Origin of the sequence: Haloterrigena sp. KLK7, from assembly GCF_037914945.1 — an archaeon.
Lineage (GTDB): Archaea > Halobacteriota > Halobacteria > Halobacteriales > Natrialbaceae > Haloterrigena > Haloterrigena salinisoli.
This window is the reverse complement of record NZ_CP149787.1, coordinates 2,045,572-2,068,214: the sequence shown is the minus strand read 5'-3', so window position 1 is coordinate 2,068,214 and position 22,643 is coordinate 2,045,572. Positions and strand designations below refer to the sequence as shown.

Genomic DNA, 22,643 nt, shown 5'->3' with positions numbered 1-22,643 from the left:
ACTCGATTCCACGCGAGGGATGAACGAGTGAACGAAGTGAACGAGTGAATCGGTTGGGGAGGGCGTGGCAATTCCCAGTAGCCACGGTGGCAGGACGCTCACCGGTATATTTCGATACGAGAAGCGATCTGCTCACACTGGAGGCAATAAGTACCACACCCTCCCCAACCGATTCGTTCACTCCCTCCGGTCGTTCACTCGTCCCTCGCGTGAGTAGAGCCGCAGTTCGTTCGTCACTCACTGCGGCTCCGCACGCGCCACCGTTGAACGGGCGGAACGACTACGACTCAAATATCGGACGGAAACGAACGACGGCTCGAGGCCGAAATCACACTACTCGCTCGCCGAATCTGCCAGTTCGGCGTACGCTCGCCACGAGGGGTCGACGGTGGGGTGGGCGAGTCGGTCGCCGTCGACGAGCACCTCGCCGTCGTCGTCAGTTCCGGTTTCGACGGCTCCAATCTCGGAAACGACGGTGTCCCGATCCTCGAGCGCCGCCATTACGTCGTCTACACCCTCGGGATCGACCGCCAGCAGCAACGACCCGCTGCTGGTCGCGGCCCAGGGATCGATCTCGAGGGACTCACAGACCTCCCGGACGCCGGGGCGCATCGGCACTGCCTCGCTGTCGACCGAAAACCGCACGCCCGCCCCGTCGGCCATCTCGTTCAGCGCGCCTGCGAGCCCCCCTTCGGTCACGTCGTGCATCGCCGTCACGGGCCCTGCGGCGGCCGCCGCAAGGGCGTCTCGGACGCAGTAAACCTCCTCGAGACGGTCCTGGGCGTCGATGATCACGTCAGTGGGCAGCCTCTCCTCGAGCTGATCGCCGAACAGGGTACTCAGCAGTCCGACGGACTCCACCGCGGGCCCGGTCGTCAGGAGCAGCCGATCGCCCGGGCGGGCGCCGTCGGGGCGGACGATCGCGTCGGGATCGCCGACGGCCATCGCGGTCGCGGCGCCGACCCACGGATGCGAGGGGTCCGAGTAGCGGGCGGTGTGGCCCGTCACGACGGCCACGCCGAGGTCGACGCACTCCTCGTGGATCGTCTCCCAGACGGTCGCGAACTCGTCGTCGGTCATCGTCTCGGGGAGCGTGAAACAGATCGAGAGATGCGAGGGCGGGATCCCGCTGACGGCGACGTCCGCGAGCACCAGGTCGAGCGCGAATCGGGCCGCGCGCTCGAGTCCCAACTGGGGCATGATCGAGACGGGGTCGGTCGCGGTCACCAGGGCTTTCCCGCCGATCTCGAGGACGCCGAAGTCGACGCCGTGTCGGGGACCGAGGGCGACGTCGTCGCGGTCGGCGCCGAGGTTCGGCGCGACGCGCCGGTCGAAGAACTGTCGATCGATCTTGCCGAGGTCGCTCACGCTCGGGCAGTCCCAGCGCGTCGCCTTAGCGATAGTGATTTCGACGCGACACGAGCGCTCGCAGAGAAATCGACACTCACTGACCGAGCACCGGTTGCAGAGCGGTTACCGCTCGCGGAGCCCCTCGACGAAGACCTGCGTTACTCGAGACGCTCCCAGCGGGGCGCCGACTCCAGCTTCGGGAGCGCCGACTCGAGGTCCTGCTCGGCGGCGCCGTAGAACCGTTCCCGGCCGACGGGCGTCTCGACTCGCATGACGACGGTGTTCGCCGTCACCCGAAAGATCGTCAGCAGCCACGAGCGACCCGTCCGGCCCCACTCGCTGTGTCGGACGACGTCCTCGCCGTCGACCACGCGCGATCCGAGTTCCCAGCTCAGTCGCGATAAGTGCGGCAGATCGAACGGCACCGCGTCGGGCAGGGAGACGCCCGTGCCGGATCCGTCCTGAAAGCCATGGGTAGCCATACCACGCGATTCGACACTCGAGCGGAAAAAGACATTCATCCGTGTTCGTTTATAAAAGATCACCGAGGACAGCGAGTCGGACAGATCGAGCGGGTGCCGGACTGGAGTGGAGATCGCGCGCTCGAGTCGCCGTCGGGGACTACCACAGACGGCGATCCGCCGCGACGACTAATCGCCGGGCGAAGAGCCCGACTCGGGACGGTACGACCGGCTGATGACCTTCCAGGACCCCTTCTCGAACCGGTAGTAGGTGACGACGGCGGGAACGAGCGTCTCGAGGACCAGCGCGGCGTAGAGCGCGCCGATTCCAAGCGGCGTCGCGACCTCGAGACCCGGCACCGGAACGGCGACGGCGCCGAGGAAGGCGACGGGGATCGTGAAGACGTAGAGTCCCAGTACCTGCCCGTAGAACGGCCAGTTGGTGTCGCCGCTGGCCCGCAGCGGCCCGGTCGCGCCGCCGCTGACTCCGCGGAAGACGACGCTGACGCAGGCGACGGCGATGAACGTCGTCACCAGCGGCAGGATCGACGGATCGTCGACGAAGACGCGGCCGACCTGCTCGGCGAAGACGAAGACGATCGTCGCGCTGACCAGATAGACGCCGGTCCCGAACCAGAGCACTTCGCGGCCGTAGGTGTCCGCAGAGCGCTCGTCGCCGGTGCCCAGTTCCTGGCCGACGAGGCTGCTCGAGGCCAGCGAGAACCCCCAGCCGGGGGTGTCCATCAGGTCGCGGACGCGGCGGGCGACGACGTAGGCCGCGAGGACGTTCGGCCCGAACAGCGCGACGATCGCGAGCATCGGGAACTGGGCGGCCCGACGGGCGCCGTTGGTGAACACCAGCGGCGTCCCGATCGAGAGCACGTCGCGGACGTCGTCGACCGTCGCCGGCGGCCAGCCGAGGTCGAGGGTGACCGGGAACTCGCCGATGATCGGCAGGCGACCGGTCGCGAAGCCGACGGCGAAGGCGGTCAGTACGAGGACGTTCGCGACGACCGTCCCGATCGCCGCGCCGACGACGCCCATCTCCAGGACGAAGATCAACACGGCGTTGATCGCGACGTTGACGACGGCGCCGCCGGCCCGGAGGGTCATCGGCGTCCACGCGTCGTCGGCGCCGACGAGGGTTCGGCTCCCGATGAGGTTCAGCCCGGCGAACGGGACGCCGAGGGCGACGACCCGGAGGTAATCGGCCCCGTACGCGATCGAGGCGGCGTCGTCGCCGACGAGCCCGATCAGCCGTTCGGGGACCGTTCCGTAGAGGACCCCGAGCGGGAGCATGATCGCGACGACGACGAGCGCGCTGGTCGTCACCGCCAGCGAGAGTTCGCGGACGCTCCCGCCGGTGTAGCGCTGGGAGACCAGACTGATCGTGGCGCCGGCGACGCCCCCGGCGAACGCGAAGGCGAGCCCCCAGAACGGGGTCGCGAGCCCGACGCCGGCGATCGCCGCCGGTCCGAGGGCGATCCCGACCATCGCGACGTCCGCCGCGGACTTGGACATCCGGGCGATCCCCGTCACGATCCGCGGCCACGCGAGGTCGGTCGTCCGCTCGACGCGCTGGGGGTCGATCACGTCCAGCCGAGCGAGCAGATAGCCCACCGAGAGCAGCAGCCAGCGGAAGGGATTCGGGAGGGTACGCAGACGAGAACTCACGATAACCCGTTCGTGACCGAGCAGTAAATGACTTCATATCGTGAGGTGTCTCGAGAGAAACCCTCACATTCACCCAATAGTACACCATTATCGTTCATTATCTACCCCTCTCGATTCTGACACACGAGCCGGACGGCGGCGATCGACGAGGCGGCGATCCGGCGGTCGCTCGGCGCGGACCGATCGAGTCGACGGCCGCGTTCGACCGACGTTTTTACCCCCGGGCCGCCAACTGCGGGTATGGAACGCAAGGAGTTTCGCGATCTCGCGACCCCCGCGGAGGCGCGGGCAGCGATCGACTCGCTGTCGCTCGAGGGCGGACTCGAGCGCGTCTCGCTCGAGGAGGCCCGCGGCCGGGTGCTGGCGGCGCGACTCGACGCCGAACTCGACGTGCCGGGGTTCGACCGGGCGAGCCTGGACGGCTACGCGCTCCGGGCCCGGGACACGTTCGGCGCCGACGAGGCGGATCCGGCGCGACTCGAGGTGGTCGGCGAGGTCCACGCCGGCGAGGAACCCGACGTGGCCCTCGAGGACGGCCAGGCCGTCGAGATTTCGACGGGCGCGGTAATGCCCGACGGCGCGGACGCGATGGTGCCCGTGGAACGGACCGATACGGAGGGGAGCGAGGTGCTCGTGCGCACGTCGGTCGCGCCCGGCGATAACGTCATGTTCGCCGGCGCCGACGTCGCGGCGGGCGAACGGGCGCTCGGCCCCGGCACGCGGATCACCCCTCGCGACATCGGACTGCTCTCGGCGCTGGGCGTCGACGAGATTCCCGTCCGCGGGCGCCCGACGGTCGGTATCGTCTCGACGGGCGACGAACTCGTGCGACCGGGCGACGACCTCGAGAGCGCGCGCGGCGAGATCTACGACGTCAACAGCTACACGATCGCCGCGGGCGTCGAGGACGCCGGCGGCGAGGCCGTGCTCTACCCGCACGCGGGCGACGAACAGGACGAGATGGAACGGATCCTGCGGGAGGCCGCCGACGAGTGCGACCTCGTGCTCTCCTCGGGGTCGACCAGCGCGAGCGCGGTCGACGTCATCTACCGGGTGATCGAGGAGCAGGGCGAACTGCTCCTCCACGGCGTCAGCGTCAAACCCGGGAAGCCGATGCTCGTCGGCCGCCTCCAGAACTCGGCGTACGTCGGTCTCCCCGGCTACCCCGTCTCCGCGATGATGGTCTTCCGGACCTTCGTCGCGCCCGCGATCCGCGAGGCCGCCGGCGTGCCGGAGCCGCGTGCCGCGACCGTCGCCGGGACGATGGCTCGAGAGGAACGCTACGAGGAGGGCCGCATGCGGCTGATGCCGGTCGGACTGGTCGAAGATTCGAACGACGAACCGCTCGTCTACCCCGTCGACAAGGGCAGCGGCGCGACGACCAGCCTCGCCGAGGCCGACGGCGTCGTCGAGGTCGGCCCCGAGACCGACTACGTAGAGGCGGGCGAGTCCGTCACGGTCCGCCTGTTCTCGCCGGACGTCCGACCGCCCACGCTGCTGGGCGTCGGCGAGGACGATCCCGCCCTCAATCGGCTGCTCGACGGCCTCGAGAACCCCCGCTATCTCTCGGTGGGCACCCGTCCCGGACTGCGACGGCTCCGCGAGGGCGTGCCGGACGTCGCGGTCGCGGCGGGGTCGATCGACCGAGACATCGACGCCGAAGAACTCGGCCGCTGGACCCGCGAGTGGGGGCTGGTCACGCAGGCCGGCAACCCCCACGAGGTGGAGGGACTGGCCGATCTGATCGACCGCGACCTGCGCTTCGTCAACCGGACGACCGACTCCGGACTGCGCTCGAGTCTCGAGGCGGCCCTGTCGGACCTCGCGGCCGACCGCGACGCGAGCGCTCGCGACCTCCGCGAGGCGATCGACGGCTTCGATCTGGGCCTGCGGGCCCACGAGAGCCCCGCCCGCAAGGTCATCGCGGGCGACGCCGACGTCGGTCTCGGGCTGCGCGCGACCGCCGAACGCCTCGATCTCGGCTTCGTGTCCGTCGACCAGCAGCCGGTCCGCGTCCTCGCGAACCCCGATCGGACGGGCAAGGAGAGCGTGCGGGAACTCGCCGCCGCCCTCGAGCGCGAGTTCGGTCCCGAAGCCGACGGCTGACGACGGGGCCGGAACCGTCGATACGGATCGGCGGTATCAACGCGAGCGACAGTCATCCCCGTCTGAATAGCGCTTTTTACTCCCGTGGAGTGTACGAGTGGTAATGTCCACGATCGCCGAGTTCCGCCTTCCGGCTGCGGAGACGACACTGGGGGTCGCCCTCGAGCACGTCCCGGACGCCACGTTCGAACTCGAGTCCTCGGTGTCGAAGACGCGACCGTCCCTCTGGGTCTCCGACGTCGACCGCGAGACGGCCGAGGCCGCCTTCGAGGCGGACCCGACGGTCGCGGGCCACGAACTCCTCGTCGAGACCGAGTCCCGGCTGTTGTACGACGTGAACTTCGTGGACGAGACGGTCCGACTCAGCGACGAACTGCTCGCCGAGGGCGGCTCGCTGCTCGAGATGTGGGGCACCGACGGCTGGTGGCAGGTGCGGGTCCGGTTTCGCGACCGCGACGCCCTCGTCGACGCCTACGACCGCCTCGAGGAGGCCGGTATCTCCGCCGATCTGCGCCGGGTCAGCGACGTCAGCGGCGTCACGGACGACGAGACGCAGCTGACCCCCGAACAGCAGGAGGCCCTCGAGGCCGCCCTCGAGCACGGCTACTTCGAGATCCCCCGCGGCATCTCGATGGAGGAACTGGCCGACGAGCTGGGGATCTCCCATCAGGCGCTCTCCGAGCGGTTCCGCCGGGCCTACGAGACGCTGGTCGACGACGAACTCCAGCCGGCCGGCGAGCGCTCGCGACTCGAGTGAGCGACGCGCGGCGATCCGACTCCGAGACGGAGCGACTCGAGGACGGACCGCGACGCGGGTCGGGTACAGGCGACGCCGCTCGAGGACGGCACGCGACGAGTGCATGGCCAACAGTTACGCCGCAGAGCGGCGACGGTGGCCGTGCATGCTCGAACTCTACCAGGCGGAGGGCTGTCCGCACAGCGCGAAGGTCCGAGAGAAACTCACCGATCTCGGCGTCTCGTACGTGATCCACAATCCCCGGCGGCCGGGCGACGAGGGCGGTGACACGCTCAACGAACAGACGCTGCAGGCGATGGAGGCCATCGGCGGTGAGGACGCGATCCCGTTCCTCGTCGACACCGACCGGGAGGAGACGCGCTACGAGAGCGAGGAGATCGTCGACTACCTCGAGACGCAGTACGACTAGCGCTCGGTCGCGTTACCCCCGCGACCGACTCGAACCGTCCGCCTCGAGCGCGCCGGAAAGAATCAGTCCGTCTGCACGGCTGCCGGACGTTTCGTCGACGTATCCCAGAATCCGCCATAGCGACCGCTCGCGGTTGTTGAAGCGACGGGGTAGGTCAAGGCAGGTGAACCCGCGTGGAGACCACGCAGGCTGAAAGGTGACTGCTGACCGTGCCGTCTACTCCCGCTTGTTGGTACCGCCACAAAACACCTCCGATACGCAGATCGGACGAGCGTCGGGCAGTCGAGGGCTGTCACGCTGGATTGTGCGGTCTCAGCCGACCGCTCGGCAGCGCAGCGGTGAGGAAGACGAACCGGAGCGGCCACCATCGCTCGGACGCGGGCCGCGACGGACGCCGAGCGAGCGTCAGTCGCTCGAGGGAACCAGATCGCCGACGAAGACCTCGTCGGCAACGTCGGGGATCCGCGGGGGGACGACGCCGTCGCTCGAGTCGATCGTGTGCCCGGTCTCGACGTGGTGTTCGATCGCCGCGCGCGATCGAGCGTGGGCGGACGGTTCGTCGGTCGCGCTCGTATGCCAGTCGCAGTTCAGACAGTACTTCATCGCGTCTCTATCGCTATCTGCGACCAGGTTCCTGAAGCCTTTTCGGTGTCTATCCAGGGGTCGCGAGCGACCGCGAGGGGCGGGCGCCTCGAGTCGGGCACGGGTCGTCGCGAACCGCGAGGCGATCAGAACAGTTCGTCGAACGACTCGACGCGGTAGTCGCCGCGGACGCACCGCCCCCGGCGCTCGTGGCCGACGCGCTCGACGTGGATCGCGTCGAGACCGGCGTTCCAGGCCGCGCCGACGTCGCTGGCGCCGTCGCCCGCGAGGACGCCCGCGTGGCCGTTCTCGCCGACGCCGAGTTCGTCCATCACGCGGTAGACCGGGTTCGGGTCGGGTTTCCACCCCGTCTCGGGGGTACAACAGAGCCGAGCGTCGAACCAGTCGCGGATCCCGAGCCGGTCGAGCACCGGCTCGCAGAGGAACTCCTGACAGTGGGTCACCAGCCCCACTGGTTCCTCGAGGTCGGCGACGAACCCGGCGTCGTCGTGGAGATAGGTCTGTTCGGCGCGAACCATCGGATCCTCCTCGTCGTGGAAGGCCGTCCAGAACTCGTCGGGATCGATGCCCCACTCCCGGAGCTGTCGGTCCCGGGAGCCGGTCAGCCCGCTCCAGAGAATGTCGGCCTCCCGGTCAGTGAACTCGTACTCGAGCCGTTCACCGACCCGATCGAACACGTCCCGAGTGTAGGACCACTCGACGTCGACGAGCGTCCCGTCGAGGTCGAGCAGCCAGAAGTCGTACTCGCCGTCCATCGGACACAGGGATACGGTCGTCTCGAGTAAAGATGTATCGCCTGTTCTCCGCGTCGGACGCCGGCGGGCGAGACCCGGTGACGATCCGGAGCGCTAGATCGATCAAATATCATCCCAAGTATTACTAGAACCCATTCATGAGGTGCGCCGTACCATCCCAAATATATAACCGGATGTTATACACGAGTGGTAGTATGGACAAGTGGGAGGACGACTCCGACGACGATGGTGGCTCGAGCGCTCGAATGGAACCGTTCTCGGCTCCGAGCGTCCCCGACGGCGGGGTCCCCGACCTCGACGAGTTCCTGCGATTGCTGAGCAACCGACGGCGACGGTACGCGCTGTACTACCTGCGAGAACACGACCTGCGGGACCGGACCGCTCTCGCGAGATACGTCGCCGCCGAACTGGCCGGGACCGATCCCGAGGACGTCGCCGACGATCGAGTTCGGGAGGTCGAAACCATGTTCGTTCACGTCGACGTTCCGATGCTGGAGGAAAGCGGCGTCGTCTCGTCCGATCGCCGAACCGGAACGCTGTGTCTCGACTATCCGTCGGCGGCGGTCGAAACGCTACTCGACGCGTGTGCGACATTCGACGATCCGAACGTCGCTGGCGAGTCCGGCGACGCGTCGGACGGCCCGGCGAAGGAGTAGGGCGCTCGACTGGGACGAGGATCGAGGCGAAGACGACGAACCGTTTCTACTCGTCGTCGCCCCTGACCCGGATACTCGAGCCGAGGTACTTCGAGAGCACTTCCGAAACGTTCTCGGCGTTGAAGAGTTCGAGGTCGTCGGCGATCTCCTTCTTCAGCGCCGCGAAGTACGCCTCGTCGACCTGGAGTTCGCGAAACGAGACCGACTCGACGGGCTCGCCGAGCCACTCCTCGGCGAGCCGACGGCCGTACTCGGCGTCGCCCACCTCGCCGCGCCACAGCGTATCGCGGAAGAACAGCCAGCCCTCCTCGCCCGGCTCCGGCGCCTCGCGAAAGACGGTAACGGTCGTCCCGGTCGTCGACGGCTCGAGGGAAACCTCGGCCTCGTCGGCCTCGAGGCGGAGTTCGGCGCGGAAGACGTACCGTGCCTCCATTCTCGACTCAGGCGTCGCGCTCTGACTCGATCAGCTCCGCCATCTCGATGTCCTGTTCCGTGATCCCGCCCTCCTCGTGGGAGGTCAGTCGGATCTCGACTTCCTCGTAGCGGATGACGATCTCGGGATGGTGGACCTGCGCCTCGGCGATCTCGCCGACCATCTGGGCGAAGTTGACGCCGCGGAGGTAGTCGTCGAACTCGTAGGCCCGAACGATCTCGTCGCCCTCGCGCGACCATTCGTCGGGTAGTTGCGCATCGATCTCGTCGTCGGAGAGTAGGTCGGCCATAGTCGCCCGAACGGAAGCCAATCAAATAATGATTGTGCCACGCCGTATTCGCCGTGACAGGTCTCGAGACCGCCTCGAACGGGACGAATCGGCGATTCACTGAGCGAAGATCGGCGGGACGCGTCGCGACCGAATCGACCGACGGAATCGGGGTCGCGAACGAACGGAGGCGCCGACAAGGACTTATCCCCGAACGGAGTACGTGCTGGCAGTGTAATGTGTGATCGGTCAGGCGATTGTGCGAACGACGAGACGTGCCAACTCGTTCTCAAAAACGAACACACCGGGATCGAGACGACCGAGTACTACTGCAAGGCACACCTCGTCCTCAGAATATGGGAAGTCGAAGCCGACGACGCCCTCGATATCGTCGACGCGACGAAGCTCTGGTACTGACCGTCATACGGATTCGTGTCATCAATTCCCACCGATCGGCGACTCGCGAGGCCGATCGGCGGTAACTACGGACACGAATCCGTATCAGTCGTCGTCGGTCGCCTCGAGCGGGGCCGCGGCGCCGGTTACGGGCGGGGCGACCGGCTCGTCGGCGCCGCTGAGGTCGGGATCGAACAGCTGGAGGGCGGTGTTGATCGTGCTCCAGTCGTCTTCGGCCGCCGCCTCGCGGAGGCTCTTGGTCGGCGGGGCGAGCAGCTGGTTGACCAGCGCGTCGGCCATCGCCTCGACGACCTCTCGCTGCTGCTCGGAGAATTCCTCGCCGTCGAGTCGCGACAGCGCCGTCTCGAGTTCGCGTTCCTTCATGCGCTCGGCGGACTCGTACATCGCGGCGATCACCTCGTCGGCGCGGGCGCGCTTGTACTGGTCACAGAGCAGCTCGAACTCGCGGTCGACCATCGACTCGACCTCGCTGGCCGCGTCGGACCGCTGTTCGCGGGTCTCCTCGGTGACCGACTCGAGGTCGTCCAAGTCGTAGACGGCGACGGTCGAGAGCTCGTCGGCGGCCGGATCGACGTCGCGGGGCTGACCGAGGTCCACGACGACCCGGTCCGGACCGGCGTCGACGTCGCCGTCGGTCGCGAGCTGTTCCGACTCGAGGATCGGCTCCTCGCTACCGGTCGCGGTGACGACGACGTCGGCACCGCTGGCGACGGTGGAAAGCGCCTCTAAGGGGACCGCCTCGGCGGCGACGTCGAGTTCGGCCGCGAGGTGTTCGGCGTGATCGATCGTCCGGTTCGCGACGACGACGTCGTCCACCCCGGCGTCGGCGAGGCTGCGAGCCGCGAGCCGGCCCATTTCACCGGCGCCGACGACGAGCGCGGTCGTCCCGTCGAGGTCGATCTCTCGACCGGCGAGTTTCGTCGCCGCCGAGCCCAGCGAGACGACGCCCTCGTTGATCTCGGTCTCGGTGCGTGCCCGTTCCCCGACGTGGATCGCCTTCGTCACGGCGGTCTCGAGCATCTCGTCGATGCCGCCGGTGGTCCGGGCGTCCTCGTAGGCGGTCCGGACCTGTCCGAGAATCTGATCCTCCCCGAGGACGACCGACTCGAGGCCGGCCGCGACCGACAGCAGATGGTGGAGGCTCTCGTCGTGGTCGGTGACGACGACGGCGTCGTCCTCGACCCCGGTGAAGAATTCCTCGAGAGCGGCCCGGCCGACGGCGGCGTCGGTGCCGACGACGTAGGCCTCGACGCGGTTGCACGTCGAGAGCACGTACGCCTCCTCGATCTCCGGCACCGAGAGCAGGTCGGCGACGGCGGCGCGTTGGCTCTCGGGACTCGCGGCCGCGAGGTCGTCGACGCTACCGCTCTCGTGTGTCACGCGCGCAGCCGTGACGACTCCGGCCGAGATCACGGTCGATCACCCCCAGTAGATAGTTCCTCGTCCAGCACGTCCTCAATCACTTGACGATAGTTGGAAGTACCGGTACGTAAAGCTGTCCAAAGGTCCGGAGAATTGACGACGCCGGTGACGAGCTCCCGCCGTCGCTCGGGCGGAACGTCCCGGGATTTCAGTTCCGTCCGCAACTCGGCACACGCCCGCGCCATCTCACCGGCTCCCGCGAGCGTCTCCTCGAGGTCCTGCCGGAGGTACTTGCTCAACGCGGGGGCGGTACCGCCGGTCGCGATCGAGACGACGACGGGGTCCTCGCGCACGGTCGCGGGAACGACGACGCTGCCGACGTCGCGCTCGCCCGATCGATCGGCGCGATTGACCAGCGCTCCGCGCGCTCGAGCCGCCTCCGCGACGGCCTCGTTGAGCGCCGCGTCGTCGGTCGCGGCGACGACCAGCGCGGGGTCCGTTCGCTCGAGCCAGCCGTCGACGTCGGCCGGATCGGGCGCGGAACGGATCAGTTCGGCCCCGCCGAACTCCCGGTCGGCGAAGTCGGGACTGACGACGATCACGTCGGCCTCGCGGGCGAACCGTCGGGCCTTCCGAGAGCCGACCCGACCGCCGCCGAAGACGAGTACCGTCGCGCCCGTGAAATCGTGCAGGAGTGGAATCATTTCGGTATCGAACGTTCGTTCGTCATCCGTTACTCGGCCTCGGTGTTCGCCTCGGCACGCTCGTCCAAACGAATACCGGTCTTCTTCAAGATCTGTGTGGAGTGCAAGGTGTCCCAGTCGTCGTCAGTTACGTTCCAGTGGTCGTCCATCCGTTCCCGAACCTGTTCGATCCGCCGTCGGCTCTCGTCCTCGCTGCGGCCGTGGGTCATCGCGAAGAAGTTGTACGGCCAGACGCCCTCGTGGCGCGGCCGCTCGTAGCAGTGAGTGACGAACGGCAGGGCGGCGATCTCGGGGCCGACCTCGTCGACCTGCTCGTCGGGCACGTTCCAGACCGTCATCCCGTTCTCCGTGTAGCCCAGCGCGTAGTGGTTGGGCACGACGCCGATCCGGCGGATCTTCCTCTCCCGTTCGAACCGTTTGATCGTCTCGAGGACCCATTCGGTCTCTCGACCGATGGCGTCGGCGACGTCGGCGTACGGCGTCTCGGTGAGGGGGAGGCCGTCCTGGACCTCGAGGATCAGGTCGCGCTCGGCCGGCGAGAGCGTCTCGCTGTCGGCCGGCGCCACGTCGGGGCCGAGATCGGTGCAGTCGACGCCGGCGCGCTCGACGTCGCCGTCGCCGTCCAGCGGGCCGTCGACGTAGAACTTCGCCTCGACGCGGAACTCCTGCTGTTTCGGCAGGTTGTACGTCTCCTGCCCAGTTTCGTCCTCGATCTCCGCGAGGACGTCGTCGACGCGGTCCTCGTCGGCGACGCTCACGACGAACCAGACGTTGAGATGGGGGTGCTCGCGCTCGTAGTTGTGCGCGACCTCGCGGTGATCGTTGACTCGCTCGACGAGCTCGTCGAACCGCTCTTCGGGGGCGTGCATGGCCACCAACGTCGCCGCGCCGCCGATCTCCTGGGCGTTGACGAGCGGGCCGAACCGCGAGAGGACGCCGCGCTCGTCCAACTCGCTGATCGTCTCGAGCAACTCGGTCGCCGAAATGTCGACCCCGCGATCGCGCAGTGCGGCCGCGGCCGGTTCGAACGGCCGATCGGTGACGGGAAATCCGCCCTGATAGGCGTTGACGACCGCCCGCTCGCGCTCCGTGAGGTCGACGTCAGTGGTCATACGCGCCACTCCGGACTACCGAACTATAAGGAACTCGGAGACGGGCCTCCCGAGTCGGCGCGCCCCGACTCGAGCGTCCGGCGGCGAGAGCGACGTCCGGTCGAGAACCGGCGCGTCGATTCGATCCCGCTACTCGTCGCCCCGAACGCCGGTGACCTCGTGGCCGAGCTCGCGGATCTCCTCGAGGATCGCCTCGTGGTCCGCGCTCGCCCGGTAGTAGATGACGATGTCGAAGCTCCCCTCGCGCAGCAGCTGCTGGCACTCCCAGACGAACTCCTCGTCGTCCAGCGTCAGTCCCTGATGCTGGTTCGAGGAGAAGTCGGGGTCGTCGTTGCCCGAGTAGACGTAGCAGTCGTCCGGATCGTACCCCGACTTGTCGGCGATGATGTCGCCGACGTCGAGGGTGGCCTGCATCATCTGGACGTCCTCCTGGCCGTCGTAGTCAGTGTGGACGATCGCGCCGTTGAGATCGATCTCGCCGGGCTCGAGCAGTGCCTTGGTCCGCTGGTAGAGGTCGTCGTCGATCGCGTCTGCCATTGTCCGAACCGAGCGGGGCCGAACGGATAGCGGTCACGATTCTCTCGAGCGGCCGGCGTTTGCATGCCGTGGGATGCCACACAAGACACATAGGGATAGGAGACCTTTACTCGAGCAATGAAGCGGTGGCTCCGTGAACGCGTCGACGCTGCCTACGAGGGGTTGCTCTCGCGGGAGATCTCCGGCGCACCGACCCACGTCGCAGTGATTCAAGACGGGAACCGACGGTACGCCCGCAGCAACGGCGACGATGCTCCCGAGGGCCACCGCAAAGGAGCGAAGACGACCGAACGGGTCCTCGAGTGGTGCCAGGACATCGGCGTCGAGGAGTTGACGCTGTACACGTTTTCGACGGAGAACTTCAATCGACCCGACGAGCAAAACGAGGCGCTGTTCGACCTGATCTGCGAGAAACTCCACGAGTTCGCGGAGGCCGACCGCGTTCACGAGAACGAGGTCTGTATCCGCGCTATCGGCGAAACGGAGCTGCTCCCCGATCGGGTTCAAAACGCCATCGAGTACGCCGAACGCCGCACGTCCGACTACGACCGGTTCGTGCTCAATATCGCGCTCGCGTACGGCGGTCGCTCGCGGCTGCTCGAGGCCACCCGTGGGGTCGCCGAGGATGTCGAAGCGGGAGAACTCGATCCCGAGGAGATCGATATCGAGGACATCGAACGTCGACTGTACGACCGACCGCTTCGAGACGTCGATCTCATCATTCGACCCGCCGGCGAAGAGCGAACCTCGAACTTCCTGCCGTGGCACGCCAACGGCAACGAGGCGGCCGTCTTCTTCTGTACGCCCTACTGGCCGGAGTTCTCCAAGACGGACTTCCTACGGGGGATTCGGACCTACGAACACCGCGCCGAATCCTGGCGGCGGAACCGTGCCCGACGGGCGCTGGCCCTGCTCGGCGCCGTCAGCGACGCCGAACTCGCGGAGGCGAAGTCGATCGTCGAGCGGTTCCGCGACTCGCTCCCGACGTCCGAACAGCCCGATCTGGAGGAGTTAGACGCGATCCAGAGCGAACAGGGCGACGGAATCGACTCGAGCCGCCGGGCCGCCGACTGACCGCGTCGGCGACCGTCGACGAAGCCCCGAACCCGACAGCGGAGTCGCTCCGTCCCGGAAATTTTCCCCCATATATGGACGTAATAATTGCGATTGTAGCTGCCACCGTCGTCGACATCGAGCGGCTCACGCGATTGGCGGATTGCTCGACCGAGACGGCCGCGACCCTGCTCGGTAGTTCGCGGACGCGGATCGCGCTTCCGGTCCTGTCGCGGTGTGAGCCGCCGATCTCGCTCGATCGGCTGGCGGCCGACATCGCCGCGTTCGACGGCGAGCGAACCCGAGCGGCGGTTCGCGTCGCGCTCGTTCACGTGACGCTGCCGAAACTCGAGGACCACGGGCTGCTCGAGTACGAACTCCGGTCGGAAACCGTCCACCTGTCGGGGCCCGTCGTCGCCCTCGAGGAACCGCTGGGAACGCCGCCGAACGGCGACGACCGCGAGTCGGTCGAGTCCCGTGACCCGCGCCGTTAGCGACCGAACCGACGCGATCGGTTACAGTACTCCCGGACGGCCCGCAGGAAGTCCCGCTTGCGGAAGTCCCGCCAGTTGACGTCCGTGAAGTACAGCTCCGAGTAGACCGACTGCCAGATCATGAAATCCGAGAGCCGTTCGGCGCCGGTCTTGATCACGAGATCGGGCTCGGAGGGGAAGATGAGGTGATCTTCGACCCGCTCGTCGTCGATCTCCTCGGGCGCCAGCTGCCCGTCGTCGACGTGTTCCGCGAGCGTCCGGACCGCGCTGGTGAACTCGTGTTTTCCGCCGAGACCGATCCCGATTCGAATGGGCGCTTCCGCCGGCGTTCGATCCTCCGGGCCGCGGACGGCCACCTCGCGGGGCGCCTCGAGCGTCTCGAGTTCGCGTCGCAGGGCCGGCACCGCCGCGGCGTCGAGGACGCTGACGTAGACGGTCACCTGGGTAGCGTACTCGAAGGCCCACGCGAAGAAATCCGTCAGCGTCTCGTAGGCGTCCCGCTCCAGGAGGTCGCGCTCGGTGATGACGAGCGCGATGTGATCGGGGAGTTCGCCGTCGTGGCGACGGATCCGCAGAGCGAGATACTGTTCGTACAGACCCACGGCAGTGAGTTTCCGGTCCGGTGTGATACCGGTTTCGGGTTTTCGCGAGCAGCGATTCCCCAGTCAGAGCAGCGATCGTCCCGGTCCGCGACCGAAATGTCGGCCGGCGGAACGGAGTCGTTCCGACGCAGCACACCGTTGAGGCGCGGCAGAACGGCCACACCGCAGTTCACGAAGCTTCAAGTGAACGCCACAGAAAGGACTCGATATCGTGACAGCACCTGTTCGGCGAGCAGGCGTGTTTGCGGCCCTCTGTACGCTCGCACTCGCCGTTCCGCTCGGCAATCCGCAGGTCGGTGCCGCGATCGCCGCCGTCGCGGTCCTCGGGGCGCTCGCCGTGACTGACGGGCCGCTCTTCGAACTGCTGGCCTATCCGAGCGACTACGAGGCGGGGCGTCTCTACGGCATCGTCACGCTCGTACTCGCGGGGTCCACGCTCGGTCTCATCGCGGTCACGACGTCGATGTCGGTCGCGGTCTTCGTCGGGACCGTCCTGCTGGTCGGCTACGGCAACCTCGCCGAGCAGCTCGCCGGCCAGTGGACCGATCGCGACGTCGTCCACGTGGCGGTCTTCTGCGTCGTCGCGACCCTCGCCGCCGTCGTCGGACAGACGGCGGCGCGCTCGATCGCCGACGGCGCCGCCCTCGAGTCGCTGTCGGCGGCGCTGCCGACGATGGTCTTTCTCGGTGCCAGCGGCGCGCTGCTGGCGTCGCTGCTCCGGGACGTCCTGTTCGCGAACGACGATCCCGTCGTCATGCTCACGGTCGGCCTCCTCGCGTGGCTGCTCGCTGAGCTCGAGCCGGCGCTGGCCCTCTCCGGGGGGGAGATCGCCGCCGCGCTCGCGATCACCGTCGCCTTCGGCTACGCCTCCTACGCCCTCGAGACGGCCTCGATCGCGGGGATGCTCACCGGGACCCTGCTGGGGCTGTTGACGATCGTCCTCGGCGGCTACGGCTGGTTCGCCGTCCTCATCACCTTCTTCGCCATCGGCGGGCTCTCCTCGAAGTACCGCTACGAGGAGAAGACGGAACTGGGCGTCGCCGAGGACAACAACGGCGCCCGCGGCAGCGGGAACGTGCTGGGCAACGCCGCCGTCGCGCTCGGGGCCGTCCTGGGCTACGCGGCCAGTTCGGCGACGCTGTTGCCCGGCGATCCGGAGCCGAGCCTGTTCCTCTTCGCCTTCGCCGGCTCCGTCGCGACGGCGATGAGCGACACCCTCTCGAGCGAGATCGGGAGCGTCTTCGAGACGCCGCGGCTGATCACCACCCTCGAACCCGTCGAACCCGGCACCGACGGCGGGGTCACCTGGCAGGGAGAGATCGCCGGCATCGTCGGCGCGACCGTCGTCGCCGGGATCTCCTACGGTCTCTTCGAGGAGGTCTCGGCCGTCGGCGCGGTGATCATCGTCGCCGCCGGCGTCGTCGGCATGACCGTCGACAGCCTGCTGGGGGCGACCCTCGAGGGGCGAGTGCTGGGCAACCAGAGCGTCAACTTCCTCGCGACGCTCTCGGGCGCGCTGGTCTGTGCGCTGCTGGTGTTGTCGTTCGCCGTGCTCGGCTGAGGAAACGAGAAATCGGTGTCGGCGGGTGCGGCGTCGGTCCGTCGCGGTTCGGGGTCGTCAGTCGTCGGCCGTGGGGAACGAGCGCTCGGTCGCTCGGCCCGACGGGGAGTCGTCGAGTCCGTCGAGTCGTTCGTCCGGGACGAGGGAGTCCAGTCGATCGTCGTCGCGCGCTTGCGCGATCGCGCCGGCCGCAGTCACCCAGAATATCACGAGCGCCCAGGCGCCGAGCAACCCGAGCGCGGCCGTCGGTGGCGGAGTCATTACCAGTCGCTCGACACTGGTCGCATATCAATTACTCGTCCGGGTCCCATGCGACGGGAGTGAGCGAAACCGAAGCGATCGTGTCGGTCTGCGACGCGGCTCAACAGCCGCCGCCACAGCCACAGCCCGCGGTCGTCCGCTCGATCCACAGAGACAGTCCGGCGCCGACGACGACCGCGACGCTTCCGGCCACAGTCCGGGGACGGTGCCGACGCTCGCCTCGATACCCCGACGATTCCCCGAGGGAGTCGACCCCACCGTCCGTCACGTCGATCGGGAGGGACACGTGCCCGTGTCGTCGTCGGAACACCAGGACGTGACACAGTCCTCCCGCGTGGGTTGACTCACGCGGCGCTCGTCCGAGATGAGATGCCGAACGCCTACTACCAGTCACGTGTCGTCCCGAACCGGGACGGTCGGACGATCCGATCGACGGCCGTCACTCCGTGTCGGGCGGCTCCTCGGCGATGTCGTCGATCGCGTGGATCCGCACGTCGGTGGGTCGCTTGGTGAACTGGCCCAGCGAGCGCGCGACGATCCGCTCGACGCCGCGATCCGCCGCCAGATCGAGCAGCCGCTGGTCGAGGATCTCGTCCAGGACGATCGCCGTCGGCACCGTCTCGAGGGACTCGAGGGCGGCGTAGGCGTCGCTCGCGTCGGTCTCGTCGACGGCGTCGCCGTCCGCGTCGAGAAAGCGGACGCGGTCGGTGTTTCGTCGGACGATCGCCGTCGCGTGGCCGTAGACGGTCTCGGGTTCGGCGTCCTCGTCGTCCCCGGTCGCCGCCTCCGCGTCGGAATCGGTCTCGACCGACGCCGACCCCGCGGTCTGTTCCGACGCGGACGAACCGGACTCGTCGCCGTGGCCGACACCGTCATCGTCGACGGCGGTCCGACTCCTGTCGCTCGCGTCGCCGGACGGCGTCGACGGACTCACCGTCTCGGGCGGTGACTCCGCGGGGCCGTCGATCGCCTGCGACGAGCCGTCGGCGTCGCGGTCGGCCGCCGACTCCGTCGGGGCCGGAGCCGGCGTCGAGCTGCCGTCGGTCGCGGCGACGGCCTCCCGGGGCTCGTTCATCCCCGAGACGGTATCGTAGGGAACCTTGTTCCGGAGGGCGGTGAACAGCTGGTGGTGGTCTAAGTCCTCGACGGACTCGCCGGCCGGCGCGAACGCGACGTAGTCGACGTCGCCGACCTGCGACAGTTCCTCTAAGATGAGGTCGCCGCCCCGATCCCCGTCGAGGAAGGCAGTGACCGTGCGGTGGTGGGTCAGTTCGGCCACCGCGTCGGGGACGTTGGTGCCCTCGACCGCGATGGCGTTCTTGACGCCGTACTTGAGGAGGGTGAGGACGTCGGCCCGTCCCTCGACGACGATGATCGCGTCGCTGTCCGTCACTCGCGGCCCCGCGGGCAGTCCCTCGTACTCGGTGATGTCCTCGACGCGGACGTGCTGGCGGACCTCCGCGAGGATCTCCTCGGAGGACATCACGCTGTCGTCGAACCCCGTCTGGAGCAGTTCCTTCGCGCGGTCGACGACCGCCTTGCGCTTGGCGGCGCGGACGTCCTCGATCTCGGTCACCTCGAGGTCGGCCCGACAGGGACCGACTCGATCGATCGTCTCGAGGGCGGCGGCGAGCGTCGCGGTCTCGACCTTGTCGAGGCTGGTCGCGATGGTGAGATGGCCTCGAGACTGGCCGCCGGTACTGACTATTTCGACGTCGATGCGTCCGACTTTCTGTGACTGGCGGAGATCGCGGAGATCGAGTTCGTCGCCGAGCAGGCCTTCGGTCTGACCGAAGATCGCGCCGACGACGTCGCTCCGCTCGACGACCCCCTCGGCCGTGACATCGGCGTGGATGAGATATTTCGACGTGTCTTCCATAGTGTCCTCGCAGCGCGGTCCCGCGAATCGGGACCGCGATCGATTTATGTAGGTTTTGGATCGTGACGGGGAAATAGCTGTTGACCTTCAAGGACTCCGAGGATCGAACCGACCGCCGACGGGGCTACCGACGATAGTGACGGTCGGAACGGCGGCGATCCGGCCGAACGGAGCGCCGACGGGCCGATCGTTCGGGGCGTCGGTGATCCGCTCCCCGGACGCCGACGAGCGGATTCCCGATACGCCGGCGATCGTCTCGAGGGAGACTCAGTACGCCGGCCGGTACCGGTACCAGTACCAGTAGCCCGCGACGGCGAGCAACACGAGCAGGCCGCCGAGGAAGAAGAGCAGTCCCGGCGGTGCGACGTCGAAGATCGCGTCGGCCACGTCCGCGGCGCCGTCGGCCGCGCCGTCGACGGTCTCGTTCCCGGTCGCGTTCTCGGTGCTTCCGTTGCCGTCGGGACTCGACGCGCCGTCGCCCGTGGGCTCGTCGCTGGCGATTCCGACGTCGTCCGTCTCCTCCTCAAGGGCGTCGGCACCGTCGCCGTCACCGCCCCCGCTTCCACTTCCGTCCGTCCCGTCGCCGCCCGTCTCGTCGCCGCTCGTCCTATCGGCCCCACCGCCGGCGTCGGCGTCGGCACCCTCCGGCGTCGCCTCGGCGGGCGCGGACTCCGTCACCGACTCGGCCCACCGCGTGAGGCCGTACTGGACGAACAGCCCGCCGGCAGCGAGCAACGCGACCCCGCCGACGAACCGCGAGAGGGCCTCGCGAAGCCGACTGGCCGTCGACTCGTCGCTCGTGACGATCAGCGGCCCGTCGGTCGTCGCGTAGACGCTCATCTCGTTGCCCCGCGAGGAGTACCAGGTGTCGACGACCTCGACGAGCCCCGCCTCCTCTAAGTTCTCGAGGTGGTAGCGGACGTTCTGGATCGAGGAGTCGATGGCCTCGGCGACGTCGCTGGGCGTGCCGGGGTCCTCGTCGAGGCGCGCGTAGATCCGGCGGGCCGTCGTCGAGGAGAGCGCGCTAAAGACCGCGTCGGCGTCCTCGCCCTCGAGCCCGACGATACGCGGCCGGCCCTCGTTCTCGGCGGGTTCGGAGCGAAACGGGAACAGCCGAGCCATGTGGTTCGCGTCGTACTCGTTCGGCGATTACTATACGTTTTGTCCTGTCTGAAAGAGCGATTTTAGCTTGGGACGACCAGTTTCTCGAGCAGGCGAAAGAGCGATTTCAGCCTCGAAATCCCGGCGGAGAACGCTCTCGCGCTATCGATAACGAAACTTCTTCAACGACCACGGTTGAAGGGAAACTGTTACCAACGTCGGGCCGAACACCCGGATATGCGCCGACTGCAACTTCTGGGATGGGGCGCGGTCGGGATCGTCCTCTGTGCGCTGGCGGTCCCGTGGTTCCTCTGGGGCGATTCGACGGTCGTCGCCGGCCTGCCGCTGTGGCTCTGGTGGCACGTCGGCTGGATGGGACTCGCGTCCGCCGTCTTCTGGGCGTTCGCCCAGCGGGCGTGGGGTATCGGCATCGAACCCGGACGCGAGGGCGACTCGAGCGAGGCGAACGGGTCGGAGGCCTCGAGTCTCGAGCACGGGGATCGCTCGTCGCGACCGGCAACGGGAGGTGATCGGCCGTGAGCGTCGCCCTACAGTTGGGGATCATCGTCGGCTACCTGCTATTGGCGCTGGCGATCGGGCTGGTCGCCTATCGGCTGACCGACCGGACCGCGGAGGACTTCTACCTGGCGAGTCGGACGCTGGGGACGGTCGTCCTCCTCTTTACCACCTTCGCGACGCTACTGTCGGCGTTCACCTTCTTCGCCGGGCCGAACATCGCCTACGCGCAGGGCCCCGAGTGGGTGCTGGTCATGGGACTGATGGACGGGATCATCTTCGCCATTCTCTGGTACGTCATCGGCTACAAGCAGTGGCTGCTCGGGCGCCGGTACGGCTACGTCACGCTCGGCGAGATGCTCGGCGACCGCTTCGGCTCGCGGGGACTTCGGGCGCTGGTCGCCGGTGTCAGCCTGCTGTGGCTGTTTCCCTACATAATGCTCCAGCAGGTCGGCGCCGGGACCGCGCTCGAGGCGCTGACCGAGGGCGCGATCTCCTACGCCGCCGGCGCGGGGTTGATCACCGCGTTCATGATCCTCTACGTCGTCGCCGCCGGAATGCGCGGCATCGCCTGGACCGACACCCTGCAGGGCGCGTTCATGCTCGTGACGACCTGGGTCGCTCTGCTGTGGGTGCTCGCCGAAATCGGCGGCGCCGGGGCGGCGACGGAGGCGCTCGCGGCGAGCGAGGAGACCGCCCGCTTCCTCTCGTTGGGGAGCGACTACTACACGGCCCAGTGGATGCTCTCGACGGCGATCACGATCGGCTTCGGCGTCGCGATGTTCCCGCAGGTCAACCAGCGGTTCTTCGCCGCCGGCTCGAAGACGGTGCTCAAGCGCTCCTTCGCCCTCTGGCCGATCCTCTGCGTCCTGCTGTTCCTCCCCTCGTTCATGCTCGGCGCGTGGGCCGCCGGCCTCGACGTGACGGTACCGGAGGGGGGCAACGTGCTCCCGATCGTGCTCGCCGAGTACACGCCGATCTGGTTCGCCGCGCTCGTCATCGCGGGCGCGATGGCGGCGATGATGTCCTCTTCGGACTCGATGCTGCTGTCGGGGTCGTCGTACTTCACCCGGGACCTGTGCCGACCGACCCTCGCCCGTTTCGGGTGGGCGCTCTCCGAGCGAACCGAGGACCTGATCGCTCGCAGCGTCGTCGTGATCTTCGCCACGGCGGCGTTCGTCGCGAGCCTCCTGAACCCCGCGACGCTGTTCGAACTCGGGGACGCGGCCTTCAGCGGCTTCGCGCAGCTCGCGTTTCCCGTGCTCGTGGCCCTCTACTGGCGCCGGACGACCCGAACCGGAATCACTGCGGGAATCCTGATCAGCCAGGCGTTCTACCTCGCCAGTCTCTTCTTCGCGTTCGTCCCCGGCAGCTACGCCGGATGGACGGCCGGCATCGTCGGTATGGGACTCGGTCTCGTCGTCACCGTCGCCGTCTCGCTGGTCACGACGCCCGCGGCCGACGAGCGGCGGGCGATTTACTTCGAGCGACTGGGGGCGGACTGAACGGCCGTCCGTCCGACCGACCTCGCCGCGCCGCAACTGGCTGCTCGTGACTCCCTTGCCACTGGCA

At 67.9% G+C, this 22,643-nt stretch carries 27 protein-coding genes; 11 read left to right on the top strand and 16 right to left on the bottom strand.

Annotation, left to right across the window (positions count from 1 at the left end):
* Positions 1 to 333: 333 nt before the first annotated feature.
* The 3 genes from WD430_RS10190 to WD430_RS10180 form a co-directional block, all read right to left on the bottom strand.
* Entirely contained in the window at positions 334 to 1,368 is a 1,035-nt protein-coding gene (locus tag WD430_RS10190) for an AIR synthase family protein (protein WP_339102342.1), read from the bottom strand.
* Between the two features lie 140 nt (positions 1,369 to 1,508).
* Positions 1,509 to 1,832 carry a hypothetical protein gene (locus WD430_RS10185; RefSeq protein WP_339102341.1) on the bottom strand — a complete coding sequence of 108 codons (324 nt, stop codon included), beginning with the start codon at positions 1,830 to 1,832 and terminating at the stop codon, positions 1,509 to 1,511.
* A 168-nt stretch (positions 1,833 to 2,000) separates the two neighbouring features.
* Complete coding sequence (locus WD430_RS10180) at positions 2,001 to 3,485, bottom strand: MATE family efflux transporter (protein ID WP_339102340.1); 1,485 nt, start codon at positions 3,483 to 3,485, stop codon at positions 2,001 to 2,003.
* A 240-nt stretch (positions 3,486 to 3,725) separates the two neighbouring features.
* Here WD430_RS10180 and WD430_RS10175 point away from each other — a divergent pair, with 240 nt between their 5' ends.
* The 3 genes from WD430_RS10175 to WD430_RS10165 all read left to right on the top strand — a co-directional run bounded on the left by WD430_RS10175 (position 3,726) and on the right by WD430_RS10165 (position 6,757).
* Complete coding sequence (locus tag WD430_RS10175) at positions 3,726 to 5,591, top strand: molybdopterin biosynthesis protein (protein WP_339102339.1); 1,866 nt, start codon at positions 3,726 to 3,728, stop codon at positions 5,589 to 5,591.
* Positions 5,592 to 5,694: 103 nt separating this feature from the next.
* The gene (locus WD430_RS10170; RefSeq protein ID WP_339102338.1) at positions 5,695 to 6,348 is read left to right on the top strand and encodes a helix-turn-helix domain-containing protein; all 654 of its coding nucleotides are present in this window, start codon (positions 5,695 to 5,697) and stop codon (positions 6,346 to 6,348) included.
* Positions 6,349 to 6,493: 145 nt separating this feature from the next.
* On the top strand, positions 6,494 to 6,757 hold the full coding sequence (locus tag WD430_RS10165) for a glutathione S-transferase N-terminal domain-containing protein (RefSeq protein ID WP_339102337.1): 264 nt from the start codon (positions 6,494 to 6,496) through the stop codon (positions 6,755 to 6,757).
* A gap of 405 nt (positions 6,758 to 7,162) precedes the next feature.
* On the opposite strand, the gene WD430_RS10160 is transcribed toward WD430_RS10165, so the two are convergent.
* Both WD430_RS10160 and WD430_RS10155 read right to left on the bottom strand, forming a co-directional pair.
* Positions 7,163 to 7,360, bottom strand: coding sequence for a hypothetical protein (locus WD430_RS10160; protein ID WP_339102336.1), 198 nt, complete (start codon positions 7,358 to 7,360; stop codon positions 7,163 to 7,165).
* A gap of 125 nt (positions 7,361 to 7,485) precedes the next feature.
* A complete protein-coding gene (locus WD430_RS10155; RefSeq protein WP_339102335.1) occupies positions 7,486 to 8,115 on the bottom strand; it encodes an HAD family hydrolase in 630 nt (209 codons plus the stop codon).
* Between the two features lie 194 nt (positions 8,116 to 8,309).
* Between WD430_RS10155 and WD430_RS10150 the strand changes: the two genes are divergently transcribed.
* On the top strand, positions 8,310 to 8,771 hold the full coding sequence (locus tag WD430_RS10150) for a hypothetical protein (protein WP_339102334.1): 462 nt from the start codon (positions 8,310 to 8,312) through the stop codon (positions 8,769 to 8,771).
* Positions 8,772 to 8,817: 46 nt separating this feature from the next.
* Here WD430_RS10150 and lwrS read toward each other — a convergent pair whose 3' ends face one another.
* Positions 8,818 to 9,204, bottom strand: a complete 387-nt coding sequence (gene lwrS / locus WD430_RS10145; RefSeq protein ID WP_339102333.1) for an LWR-salt protein — start codon at positions 9,202 to 9,204, stop codon at positions 8,818 to 8,820.
* 7 nt (positions 9,205 to 9,211) lie between these two features.
* Positions 9,212 to 9,493 (bottom strand): 4a-hydroxytetrahydrobiopterin dehydratase, encoded by a 282-nt coding sequence (locus tag WD430_RS10140; RefSeq protein ID WP_339102332.1) that lies wholly within the window; start codon positions 9,491 to 9,493, stop codon positions 9,212 to 9,214.
* Positions 9,494 to 9,709: 216 nt separating this feature from the next.
* Here WD430_RS10140 and WD430_RS10135 point away from each other — a divergent pair, with 216 nt between their 5' ends.
* Positions 9,710 to 9,889, top strand: coding sequence for a hypothetical protein (locus WD430_RS10135; protein WP_339102331.1), 180 nt, complete (start codon positions 9,710 to 9,712; stop codon positions 9,887 to 9,889).
* Between the two features lie 84 nt (positions 9,890 to 9,973).
* On the opposite strand, the gene hemA is transcribed toward WD430_RS10135, so the two are convergent.
* The 4 genes from hemA to WD430_RS10115 all read right to left on the bottom strand — a co-directional run bounded on the left by hemA (position 9,974) and on the right by WD430_RS10115 (position 13,604).
* The gene (gene hemA, locus WD430_RS10130; protein ID WP_339102330.1) at positions 9,974 to 11,302 is read right to left on the bottom strand and encodes a glutamyl-tRNA reductase; all 1,329 of its coding nucleotides are present in this window, start codon (positions 11,300 to 11,302) and stop codon (positions 9,974 to 9,976) included.
* Positions 11,299 to 11,955 carry a bifunctional precorrin-2 dehydrogenase/sirohydrochlorin ferrochelatase gene (locus WD430_RS10125; RefSeq protein ID WP_339102329.1) on the bottom strand — a complete coding sequence of 219 codons (657 nt, stop codon included), beginning with the start codon at positions 11,953 to 11,955 and terminating at the stop codon, positions 11,299 to 11,301. Before WD430_RS10125 ends, hemA begins: the two co-directional genes overlap by 4 nt.
* A gap of 29 nt (positions 11,956 to 11,984) precedes the next feature.
* Positions 11,985 to 13,067, bottom strand: a complete 1,083-nt coding sequence (locus tag WD430_RS10120) for an Lrp/AsnC family transcriptional regulator (RefSeq protein WP_339102328.1) — start codon at positions 13,065 to 13,067, stop codon at positions 11,985 to 11,987.
* Positions 13,068 to 13,196: 129 nt separating this feature from the next.
* A complete protein-coding gene (locus WD430_RS10115) occupies positions 13,197 to 13,604 on the bottom strand; it encodes a DUF5778 family protein (protein WP_339102327.1) in 408 nt (135 codons plus the stop codon).
* 117 nt (positions 13,605 to 13,721) lie between these two features.
* Here WD430_RS10115 and uppS point away from each other — a divergent pair, with 117 nt between their 5' ends.
* Positions 13,722 to 14,678 (top strand): polyprenyl diphosphate synthase, encoded by a 957-nt coding sequence (gene uppS, locus WD430_RS10110; RefSeq protein ID WP_339102326.1) that lies wholly within the window; start codon positions 13,722 to 13,724, stop codon positions 14,676 to 14,678.
* Between the two features lie 74 nt (positions 14,679 to 14,752).
* Positions 14,753 to 15,151, top strand: coding sequence for a hypothetical protein (locus WD430_RS10105; protein WP_339102325.1), 399 nt, complete (start codon positions 14,753 to 14,755; stop codon positions 15,149 to 15,151).
* Here WD430_RS10105 and WD430_RS10100 read toward each other — a convergent pair.
* Complete coding sequence (locus WD430_RS10100; RefSeq protein ID WP_339102324.1) at positions 15,148 to 15,753, bottom strand: undecaprenyl diphosphate synthase family protein; 606 nt, start codon at positions 15,751 to 15,753, stop codon at positions 15,148 to 15,150. The genes WD430_RS10105 and WD430_RS10100 overlap by 4 nt on opposite strands.
* Positions 15,754 to 15,964: 211 nt before the next feature.
* Between WD430_RS10100 and WD430_RS10095 the strand changes: the two genes are divergently transcribed.
* Complete coding sequence (locus WD430_RS10095) at positions 15,965 to 17,314, top strand: DUF92 domain-containing protein (protein WP_339102323.1); 1,350 nt, start codon at positions 15,965 to 15,967, stop codon at positions 17,312 to 17,314.
* Positions 17,315 to 17,371: 57 nt separating this feature from the next.
* Here the strand turns inward: WD430_RS10095 and WD430_RS10090 are convergent, their stop codons facing one another.
* From WD430_RS10090 to dnaG, 3 genes are all read right to left on the bottom strand, one after another.
* A complete protein-coding gene (locus tag WD430_RS10090) occupies positions 17,372 to 17,575 on the bottom strand; it encodes a hypothetical protein (protein ID WP_339102322.1) in 204 nt (67 codons plus the stop codon).
* Positions 17,576 to 17,675: 100 nt separating this feature from the next.
* Entirely contained in the window at positions 17,676 to 17,861 is a 186-nt protein-coding gene (locus tag WD430_RS10085; RefSeq protein WP_339102321.1) for a hypothetical protein, read from the bottom strand.
* Positions 17,862 to 18,014: 153 nt separating this feature from the next.
* The gene (gene dnaG / locus WD430_RS10080; RefSeq protein ID WP_339102320.1) at positions 18,015 to 19,454 is read right to left on the bottom strand and encodes a DNA primase DnaG; all 1,440 of its coding nucleotides are present in this window, start codon (positions 19,452 to 19,454) and stop codon (positions 18,015 to 18,017) included.
* A 136-nt stretch (positions 19,455 to 19,590) separates the two neighbouring features.
* Between dnaG and WD430_RS10075 the strand changes: the two genes are divergently transcribed.
* Positions 19,591 to 19,758: a hypothetical protein gene (locus tag WD430_RS10075; protein ID WP_339102319.1), complete on the top strand. Its 168-nt coding sequence runs from the start codon at positions 19,591 to 19,593 to the stop codon at positions 19,756 to 19,758.
* On the opposite strand, the gene WD430_RS10070 is transcribed toward WD430_RS10075, so the two are convergent.
* Positions 19,722 to 20,576, bottom strand: a complete 855-nt coding sequence (locus WD430_RS10070) for a helix-turn-helix domain-containing protein (protein ID WP_339102318.1) — start codon at positions 20,574 to 20,576, stop codon at positions 19,722 to 19,724. The two genes, WD430_RS10075 and WD430_RS10070, sit on opposite strands and share 37 nt — an antisense overlap.
* Positions 20,577 to 20,792: 216 nt before the next feature.
* Here WD430_RS10070 and WD430_RS10065 point away from each other — a divergent pair, with 216 nt between their 5' ends.
* Positions 20,793 to 21,095, top strand: a complete 303-nt coding sequence (locus WD430_RS10065) for a DUF3311 domain-containing protein (RefSeq protein WP_339102317.1) — start codon at positions 20,793 to 20,795, stop codon at positions 21,093 to 21,095.
* A complete protein-coding gene (locus tag WD430_RS10060) occupies positions 21,092 to 22,576 on the top strand; it encodes a sodium:solute symporter family protein (protein ID WP_339102316.1) in 1,485 nt (494 codons plus the stop codon). Before WD430_RS10065 ends, WD430_RS10060 begins: the two co-directional genes overlap by 4 nt.
* The last annotated feature ends 67 nt before the right edge of the window (positions 22,577 to 22,643 follow it).